The following is a 1,613-nucleotide window of genomic DNA, read 5'->3' on the forward strand; positions in this document are numbered from 1 at the left end:
CACCAAAGCATCAGGAATTGCCGAATAAACATAAATTTTGGCTTTTTCGTTTCTCTGATATTCGGTTTTTGGATTGATGACTTTCAGGAAAGGTTTCTGTGAATCGCTCAGGAATCTTTTATCATAAACCGCGAACGTTTTTTCTGTTTTAATAGTGTCTTTTCCTTCGATGTTGAAGAGTTCAAGTTTGTAATTTCCGGCACCTAATTTTCCTAAATCAAGAGATTCTTCACTTCGTTTCTCTCCGTTCAGAATGACAAATTGTGTTTTCCAATCTTTTTCTTCCTTTGAAAAATAATCATGCGGGAATTTCTGTACGAATTCTGTTTTTGAGAAATTCGGTAAATCCTGAATTACAGTTTCGAAATCAGAACGGAAAATTCTTTCTTTCGGCTGCATTTTCGAGAGTTTAACCTGATAAGATTTTTTTAAATTCTGATCATTATAATTTTTGGTTTGCACTTTATATTCTACGTTTTCATCCGTGAAGAAATCGCGGTCGCTGAGCCCGGTCGAAGCGTTGATATAATGAGAAACCGACGCCACTTTTACATTTTCCGTGGCAGACTGTGTTTCGCCGTTAATATCAGTCACAGAAGCATTGATTTGATAATTATCAATCTGAATTCCTTCTAAAGTTTCATCTTTTTTAAGATCAATTTTAATAATATAGTCTCCTTTTTCATTGGTTTTAACTTCGCCTAAAATGGAATTTTCGTTATCATTTCCCCGCGGATACCACCAAAAATATCTCCAGCGGATATTCTGTTTTTTGATTTCATAATTAACGGTTGCATTGCTTAAAGCCACGCCGGAAAACATCATTGCTTTTCCTTTCAATTCAATGGTTTCGCCATATTTATATTCCGATTTTATCGGTTCGAAAGTCACTTCAAATTTCGGCCGTTTGTATTCTTCAACCTGAAAATATTTGGTCGCATCATCATCTAAATCATCGGAATCAACTTCTAATGAAAACTGACCGTTGAGTTTTCCATTCGGCAAAGTGAAACTTCCGTTATAGGAACCGAATTGATTCGTCGTAAAAGTCTGGGAAGAAATCTCCTGGCCATTTGCATCGTTCAATGTTATTTTTTGTTTGATTCCGACTGCGACAGATTCTTTATCCATCAACAGTTTGGTATTAATCACTTTGAAATAAACGATTTGTCCCGGACGGTAAATGCCGCGATCGATGAAAATTTGGGCAAGATTTTTCTCCTCTGCTTTTTTGGGTTCATTATAATATTGATTACCATAAACCTGCATTAAATTATAATCATTTGTTGAAGGTTGCTGCACCAAATAGTAGCGGTAATACTGATTATCTTTAGAAACCGGAAATTTAAAAAGCGCAGACTGATCCGTTTTTACACTAAAAGAATTGGCTTTGTTATCGTTGGTAAATTCAAAAATTTTCAGATTTTCATTCGAAACTGATTTCCCGTTTTCGCGGTTTACAAGTTGTAGTTGATTGTCTATATTTCTACGGTCATCTTTTTTGTTAAAAATAATCCGTGAATTGGTGGCAATAAAATAAAAATTTTCTTGAATCGCATTTTCCACCACATATTCAGCCAAATAAATTCCCGGCGGAAGCGGTTTTATTTCTA

1 protein-coding gene is annotated in these 1,613 nt (G+C 35.1%); it reads right to left on the minus strand.

The features are described 5' to 3' along the window. Positions 1-1,613: MG2 domain-containing protein (locus WBY99_RS05665; protein WP_423975362.1), on the minus strand; the 1,613-nt coding region annotated here is incomplete at both ends.

Origin of the sequence: Kaistella sp., from assembly GCF_049588135.1 — a bacterium.
Classification (GTDB): Bacteria; Bacteroidota; Bacteroidia; order Flavobacteriales; family Weeksellaceae; genus Kaistella.